Raw genomic sequence first — 7,953 nt, 5'->3', positions numbered from 1 at the left:
CCAATGTTGATAGGCTAACCAATGTGGATGGCGGCGGCGCGGGACGGCCACGGCGGCGGCTGACCCAGGCCGAGGCGAAGGAGCGGACGCGCGGCGAACTCCTCGCCGCAGCGGCCCGCGTCTTCGCGCGCAAGGGCTTCGCCGGGGCGTCGGTCGAGGAGATCGCGGAGCTGGCCGGCTATTCGACCGGGGCGGTGTACTACAACTTCGGCGGCAAGGAGCAGCTGTTCCTTGAGCTGATCCAGGCCGGGTGGTCCCGCGAGATCGCCACCCGGGCCGAGGCCGTCACGCGGGTCTTCGGCCAGCAAGCAGGAGACGGCGACGCAGGCGACGCGTTCGACGCGCTGTCCCGCTTCGTGGCCCGGCTCGCCGCCAGAGAAAGCGAGTTCGCGCCCCTGGCGGCGGAGTTCTGGCTGTACGCGGTCCGCAACCCCGCGGCGATGGAGCTGATCGCGGCGAAGCTCACCGAACAGGACCAGGGCATCGAGCCGGCGATCGCCGCGGCGATGGAACGGTTCGGCACGCCACCGGGACTGTCGCCGGCCGAGCTCACGATCGTGGCCGTCGCGCTCTTCAGCGCCCTCGTGCGCCGCCGCCGCATCGATCCCGGTGCGGTTCCCGATGACCTATTCGCCCGAGTGCTGCGCCGCCTGCTTGGCGCGGAGCGGGAGCGGGAGGCGTGATGTCCAGGCCTGTGATCGTCAAAGTCAACGCAGCAGTCCGCCGCCGGCCGCCCGTTCCCGCGCTCGTCGTCGCGGTCGCCCTCACCGCGCTGATCTCCGGCTGCGGTGGGGCACGCCATCAGTCCGGTGCGCAGCCGGCCGCGGCGGGCACCCTCGCGGCCGCGACGGGGACCACGTCGGGCTGCGGGCAGAAAGCGGCCCCTGGCTCGGTGCGGTACGCCGTGCGGGCGGGCGGCCGCAGCCGCCTGGTGATCGTGCACGTGCCCACGGGTTACACCGGGTCGGCCCCGGTCGCGCTTGTGCTCAACCTGCAGGGCAGCCAGAGCACCGCGAGCGCGCAGGAGGTGTTCAGCGGCATGGACGCCACGTCCGACGCCGACGGGTTCATCGTCGCCTATCCGCAGGCGCTGATCCCGGACGGCACGGGCTACGACTGGAACGTTCCCGGCGAGCCGCTGGTCAGCGGGCGGTACCCGCCGGCCGGGTCGGCCGACGACGTCACGTTCCTCACCGGCCTGGTCCGCGACCTGCAGGCCCGGTACTGCATCGACGCGCGCCGGGTGTACGCCACGGGCATGTCCGGCGGCGCGCGGATGGCCAGCCAGCTCGCGTGCGACGCGTCGCAGGTCTTCGCCGCGGTCGCCCCGGTGGCCGGGCTGCGGTCGCCGAGCCCCTGCCCGGCCGCCAGGCCCGTGCCGGTGATCGCCTTCCACGGCACCGCCGACCCGGTCGACCCGTTCACCGGCCATGGGCTGCCCTACTGGACGTATTCGGTGCCGGACGCCGCGCGGATGTGGGCGGCGCGCGACGGCTGCCAGTCCGCCAGCCCGCGCACCGTCACGGGCGCCGGCTACACCCTCACCCAGTACGCAGGGTGCGGCGGCGGGGCCGCCGTCGAGCTGTACGCCATCGACGGCGAGGGCCATGAGTGGCCCGGCGGGCCGGCCATGCCGCGCGCCATCACCGCGGCGCTTGGCCCGCAAAGCGACGCGATCGACGCCAACGCCGTGATGTGGGCGTTCTTCCAGGCGCACCCCCTGCCCGCGTGAGGCGGGCGCGAGAGGGGAACCGCGCGTCCGTTCTGGAGATAAATATCTATTCCGAACGATCCCGGCTTGCTCCCCGGCCAAACCGCTCCGCACGCGTTGCGCCTGCCCCGTCCTGCCAGTATTATACTGCGTATGCTACTGAGTGGACCGTATCGCGGAGGCGACCGATGAGCGTCAGGCACGCCCTGCTGGCCCTGCTCAGCGAGGGTCCGAAGTACGGCTTGCAGCTGCGCGAGGAGTTCGAGGCGCGCACCGGCGAGGTGTGGCCGCTGAACGTGGGCCAGGTCTACACGACCCTGGGCCGGCTGGAGCGCGACGGCCTGGTGGAGGCCCTCGGTGACGGTGACTCCGATGAGGGGGGACCGCAGAAGGCGTACCGGATCACCGGCGCGGGCTCGGCCGAGCTGACGCAGTGGCTGCACGTGCCGACGGACCTGAGCTCGCCGCCACGGGACGAACTGGTCATGAAGGTGCTCGTGGCGGTCCGGGTACCGGGCGCGGACGTGCACGAGGTCATCCAGGCGCACCGCCGGTACCTGGTGCAGCTGATGCAGGAATGGACCCGGCTGAAGGAAGACGAGGCCGACGTGGACCTGGCGTTCGCCCTGGTCGTGGACGCCGAGTTGTTCCGCCTCGACTCGCTGGTCCGCTGGCTGGACGCGGCGGAGGGACGGCTGCGGCGCGCCAGGGCCGACGGGTGGCCGCCGAAGCTCCGGACCGCGCCGGCGTCGATGGCCGTCCTCCAGCGCAGGCGACGGATAGGGGCGAGCTGATGCGCGTTCTCGAACTGCGCAGCATCTCCAAGGTGTACGGCAAGGGCGCGGCGCAGGTGCAGGCGCTGCGCGATATCAGCCTGTCCGTGACGCCCAGCTCGCCTCCTGGGCCGACCGGGTGGTGTTCCTGCGCGACGGCCGGCTCGTCGACCAGACGGTGCGACCGAGCGCGACGTCCGGTTCGTGCTGGTCGTCGACGGCCTGACGGCCGGCGTGCTCGGGGCGATCATCGGGGCGGCGATCGGGTTCGGCCTCTGGTTCTCGTACTACCCGCGCCTTGAGGTCGCGACCGCGCACCGCACCGACCCCCTGAACCTGCCCTGGGCCGCGGTCGTCATCGGCCTGCTGCTCGCCGTGGCCACCTCGGTCATCGCCGCCGCGTGGCCGGGACGCGCGGTCAGCAAGGTCCCTGTGGTGGCCGCGATCTCCGGGCGGGTCGCCCCGCCGCACGTGATCACACGGTCGCCGCGTCCGGGCCTGATCTTCCTGGTGGCCGGCCTGCTCGTGCTGTACTTCTCTGGCGGCTGGAACGGCGGGGGCAGGGACGCTTACCTGGTCATCGCCGCCCTGATCGCCTGCGTGATCGCGTGCGCGCTGCTCGCCCCGTTCCTCGTGGACAGGCTCGCCGTGCTGGCCTGGCGCGCCCCGCTGGCCACCCGGCTGGCGCTGCGCGACCTCGCCAGGTACCGGTCCAGATCGGGCGCGGCGATGGCGGCGGTCTCGTTCGCGGTCTTCATCGCCACGATCACGATCCTCATCGCGAGCGTCCGGTTCGGCGACGCGCTCGACTACGTCGCCCCGAACATGGCGTCCAACCAGCTCATCCTCTACGCGCCGGGCAACGATCCGGCCCAGTACCAGCCGGGCCAGTTCACCCCGGCCGCCAAGCTGGCCGCGGCCGGCCACGAGGCGGACACGCTCGCCGCCCAGCTGCACGCGGCCGCCCCGCTCGAGCTCGACCTGGCGGTCAGCGTCAGCGTGCCCACGCCCGGCCAGCCCACGGAAAACCAGTACGGCGGGATCGTGGCGCTGCGCGGCCGGGGGTTCAGCGGCCTGATATACGTGGCCACCCCGGCGCTGCTCAAGGCGTTCGGCATCAGCCCGAGTTCGGTCAACCCGGCCGCCGACGTGCTCACCGTACGCGCCGGGCTGCCGTCGGCGGGGGATCTCGCGCTGGTCAACGGCAGCTACCTCGCACAGCCGCCGAGCGCCCCGTGCCCCCCGGGAATGTGCATTCTCAACCCGGTCATCCGGGAGGTGACCAAGCTGCCGGCCGGCACCTCGGTGCCGAACACGGTGATCACCGAGCAGGCGGTCAGGGCGCTGCACGAGACGATCGTCCCGGTCGGCTGGCTCCTCCAGGCGCCGTCCGCGCTCACCCCGGTGCAGATCAACGCGGCCAGGCAGGCCGCGGTCGCGCTCGGCACCACGATCGAGACCAAGTCCGGCCAGCTCAGCCTCGGGCAGATCAGCGACGGCGCCACCGTCGGGGGCATCCTGCTCGCGCTCGGCGTGCTGGCGATGACCGTCGGCCTGATCCGCGGCGGGACAGCGAGCGACCTGCGCACGCTCACCGCGACAGGCGCGGCCGCCCGCACCAGGCGGGCGCTGACCGGCGTCACCACCGGGGCGATCGCGCTGCTCGGCGCCGCCCTCGGCACGGTGGCCGCCTTCCTGGCGACGCTGGCGTGGGCGCACTCCAGCCTGACGCAGATGTTCGGCGGCGTGCCGTGGTCCGATGTCGGACTGCTGTTGATCGGCATGCCGCTGGTCGGCGCCGCGGCCGGCTGGCTGCTCGGCGGCCGCGCCCCGTCCGCCGTCACCCGCCAGGCCCTGGAATAGCCCTGGAATAATCGCCGGTCCGCCCGCCGGTCCGCCCGCCGGACACGGCGGGAAATCCCGCGCTCGCCCCGCGTGCGCGAGTATCGTCTCGCCTTGTGACGGAAGCACCGGCTTTCACCGTGGTGGCCGACGTCGCGATCGTGAAGGGGGAGACTCCGGCCGCGGACCGGATCTGGCTGACGTTTCCGGACGGCACCGCGCGCCGCGCGGTCGTGCATGTCATCCACGACCTGCCGCACCTGGTCGTCGAGTCCGTGTTCGGCCTCGACGACGGGCTATGGGGGACGCTCGCCGCGGGCGGGTTCGCGCCCCCCGCCCGCGCCGTGACACGGCGGCACGCGCGGCTGCGACTCGTCACCGACGCGCCGCCTGACGAGCTCGCGGCGCGGAACTGGCCGGGGCACGCCGTGGCGAAGGCCGCGGTGAACGCGGTGCTGAACCGCTGGGGCGACGGGCCGGACACCCCGGACGGGGTGCGGGCGCGGCTGCGCGGCTACGGGCCCGCGGCGGCGACGCTCGGCGGCCGCCTTGACGACGAGACGATCCGCGCCGCGGTCGCCGGGGTGCGCCGGCTCTACCGTGACTGGGCCGTGCTCCCGGCCGGGGGCACGCTGCGGCTCACCTGGCCGCTGCCCCCGAGCTGACAGCGTGCGACCGCCTTGCTCTGGGCTCCCTGGCCTCAGCTGTGCCAGGCGAACTGGGACTGCCAGTCGACGTAGCCGTCGTAGTTCGGCCAGGAGCCCGCGAACAGTCGGCTCACGACGCGTTGCGCGGGTCCGGCTGCCAGCGAACCGTTGGCCGTGAACATGCGGATGAGCCAGAGGCCGTCGTTCCTGACGTACAGGATGTAGTCGCCGCTGGCGGACCAGGCGGGTGCGGCGACGCCGGTGCCCGCGTTCGCGACAGGGAACGGGTTGCCGCCCGTGACGTTCTCGTACCACAGCTTCCCGGTCGCGTACCAGGCTCCAAGGGCCGCCTGGCCGGTGCCTGACGGCGCGGTGGCCGACGCGTGCACGAACGCGATGATCGGCGCCTGCGCCGTCGTCCATGCGGGGTCGAGGTTCACCGGGCCGGGCTCGGCGGCCATCGCAGGCATGCACATGCCAGCGACGAGGCAGAACTGGAGCGTCTTGCCGTCCCACAGGTACCGGTTGCCGCCCGTCACGATCGTCACGCCGCCCAGCACGGGAACCGCGAACGAGGCGTGCATGAGCGTGCTGCCCAGCACGACCGCCCTGCCGTGGAACGGGTAGGAGACCAGCGGCGCGCCGTCGGCGGCGCGCTGGGCCGAGCCCCGCGGATCGGCCCAGGCGAAGAGCCCGTCGCCGCCGGGCCACCAGCCGTCGGGGACGAGCGCAGCCGTTGCCGACCGGGCGCGGGCCACCGGTGTTCCGCCGCCCGCCGGGATCGTCTCGAGCTCGCTGCCGGTGAATGCACCCGTTGCCTGGCTGTACCGGACGTCGGTGAAGGCGAGCTGGCGCCCGTCAGGTGACCAGGCGGGCGTCCACGCGGGCGCGCCGGCCAGCCCGGGCACGCCAGGCACGAAGCGCGGCACGGCCCCTGGCCGCAGTTCGCACAACCCGAACAAGCCCGTCGCCGGGTCGGTCGCGGTGGCGACGAGCACGTCCGCGGTGGGCGACCAGGCGAACGACTCCGCGGCACCCACCACGAGCCGGGCGTCCTGCCCGTCGGCGCGCGCCAGCCACAGGGTGCCGACGGCCCCCGCGCCTTGCGCATCGTATGGGGCGCTGAGGAAGGCCAGCCACTGCCCGTCCGGCGACCACCCCATCGCGACGATGCTCCCCGGCCCGGCCACCTTGTGCAGCACGGCCGGCTTGCCCGCCACCGTCCCGTCGAGGACGTACAGCTGGCCAGCCGACACGAACGCCAGCCGCCCCTGCCCGGCAAACGCACGGAGGTTCACCGTCGGCGCGGAAGCAGCGCCTGCCCCGGCGATGGTGCTCGCCCCGGCGATGGTGCTCGCCCCGGCGACTGTGGTCGCCGGCGCGGGTGCGGGGGCAGGCGCGGGACAGGCCGCCGGCGTGGCGTCGGCCGACCCCGCCATCGCGGCATGCGGCGTGCCATTCGCCGGCACAGACCCGCACGCGGCGAGCGCGGCCCCGGCAGCCAAGATCGCGGCGATACTCGAGATCCTGCTCATGCCCTTGAGACGCGCCCGCCCGGCGAACCGTTATCAAAACCGGCCGGCATTCGAAAAGATCATGGAAGGGCGTGCTCTGCGAGCCGCGGATTGTCGCAGGGATGCGGTATAGTGTTCGTATCAGGCTGAAGCATCGCCTACTTATCCGAACGGAGAACCGTCCCATGGCAGCCGCCCCCATCCCCGGCTCCGGACAGCCCGGCGGCGAGCAGCCGCCGCTGCCCGCGGACCCGGCGCGGGACGGGACGGCGCCCGGCGCCGGCCCGGGCGATGACTGGGACGCGGACGCGGACCTGGCCCGGTTCCTGGACGAAGTAAACGCCGGCCGCATCCCGGTCCCCGATGAGGATGGGCCCGCCCCGGCGGTCATGGTCACCCTGGGCGAGGCCGCCGACGTGGACCCGGCGGCGCTGGCGGCGATGGCGGGGGCGGACGGGCTCGGCGGCCAGGGGTTCGCGCAGGACAAGGTGGCGGATGCGCTGCGGCCGGGGCCGCTGCTGGCGGCGCTGGCGGAGAACGCCGCCGCGGGCCTGCCGGGGCTGTCCGATGATGAGCTGCTGGGGCTGGTGTCAGCCAGCCGCCGGTTGCAGAACCGGGCGGAGTACCTGGAGCTGGCCGGGATCGCGGAGTTCACCGCCCGCCGCGCCGCCCAGTTCGAGGCGTCGAAGGCGCGCAGGGACCCAAGAGGCTGCCGGGCCGGGGAGTTCGCCGACGCCGAGCTGGCGTCGGAGCTGCTGACCACCGCGCATGAGGCGTCCGGCCGGATGGACCTGGCCACGTCCCTGGCCACCCGGCTGCCCCATACCTTCGCCGGGCTGGCGGACGGCACGATCGACGGCGGCCGGGCCAGCGCGTTCTGGTATTACACCCGGTTCCTGTCCGATGCCGATGCCGCCTGCGCGGACGCGGTGCTGGCCGGGGCCGCGCCGGGGCTGCGCTATGACCAGCTGGCCCGCAGGGCCGCCGGGCTGGAGATGAGGCTCGACCCTGAGGCGGTGCGGCAGCGGCGGGAGCATGCCCGCGCCGAAGACCAGCGGGTGCAGGCGCGGCGGGAGGCGTCGGGGAACATGTCCTACGGCGGCCGGGAACTGGCCGCGGCCGACGTGCTGGCCGCCAAGGCCGGCATCGACGCGGACGCGGCCGCGCTGCGCGGCGCCGGGATCGAGGGCAGCCTGGGACAGCTGCAGGCCATGGCGTTCCTGGACCGGCTGCACGGCCGCGACCCCCTCGACCGCACCCGCACCCCCGCCCCCGATACCGCCACCCCCGACACCGATACCCCCGCTACCCCCGCCGGCAGCGACAGCCCCGGCACCGGCAACGACCCGGCTGTCAGCGACAACCCCGCCGGCAGCGACAGCACTGCCACCCCCGCCACCCCGGACGGCGACGCCGCCCCGGACGGTGCGGCGGACGCCGCGGCCCCGGCCGGGCAGCACGGCGGC

At 74.0% G+C, this 7,953-nt stretch carries 7 protein-coding genes; 6 read left to right on the top strand and 1 reads right to left on the bottom strand.

Annotation, left to right across the window (positions count from 1 at the left end):
• From Q1N79_RS06745 to Q1N79_RS06725, 5 genes are all read left to right on the top strand, one after another.
• A partial coding sequence (locus Q1N79_RS06745) for a TetR/AcrR family transcriptional regulator (RefSeq protein WP_300605674.1) occupies positions 1-683 on the top strand: 683 nt, incomplete at its 5' end.
• Positions 683-1,732 (top strand): PHB depolymerase family esterase, encoded by a 1,050-nt coding sequence (locus tag Q1N79_RS06740; protein ID WP_300605672.1) that lies wholly within the window; start codon positions 683-685, stop codon positions 1,730-1,732. The genes Q1N79_RS06745 and Q1N79_RS06740, both read left to right, overlap by 1 nt.
• Before the next feature lie 167 nt (positions 1,733-1,899).
• Positions 1,900-2,505 carry a PadR family transcriptional regulator gene (locus Q1N79_RS06735; RefSeq protein ID WP_300605670.1) on the top strand — a complete coding sequence of 202 codons (606 nt, stop codon included), beginning with the start codon at positions 1,900-1,902 and terminating at the stop codon, positions 2,503-2,505.
• Positions 2,506-2,610: 105 nt separating this feature from the next.
• A complete protein-coding gene (locus tag Q1N79_RS06730) occupies positions 2,611-4,347 on the top strand; it encodes an FtsX-like permease family protein (RefSeq protein ID WP_367185035.1) in 1,737 nt (578 codons plus the stop codon).
• 95 nt (positions 4,348-4,442) lie between these two features.
• Complete coding sequence (locus Q1N79_RS06725) at positions 4,443-4,991, top strand: hypothetical protein (RefSeq protein ID WP_300605666.1); 549 nt, start codon at positions 4,443-4,445, stop codon at positions 4,989-4,991.
• Between the two features lie 35 nt (positions 4,992-5,026).
• Here Q1N79_RS06725 and Q1N79_RS06720 read toward each other — a convergent pair whose 3' ends face one another.
• The gene (locus Q1N79_RS06720; RefSeq protein WP_300605664.1) at positions 5,027-6,508 is read right to left on the bottom strand and encodes a hypothetical protein; all 1,482 of its coding nucleotides are present in this window, start codon (positions 6,506-6,508) and stop codon (positions 5,027-5,029) included.
• 164 nt (positions 6,509-6,672) lie between these two features.
• Between Q1N79_RS06720 and Q1N79_RS06715 the strand changes: the two genes are divergently transcribed.
• On the top strand, positions 6,673-7,953 hold a 1,281-nt coding region (locus Q1N79_RS06715; protein ID WP_300605662.1), incomplete at its 3' end, for a DUF222 domain-containing protein.

It is taken from the genome of Trebonia sp., assembly GCF_030042015.1.
In the GTDB taxonomy this organism is placed as follows: domain Bacteria; phylum Actinomycetota; class Actinomycetes; order Streptosporangiales; family Streptosporangiaceae; genus Trebonia.
This window is presented reverse-complemented; position numbering and strand designations above follow the sequence as displayed.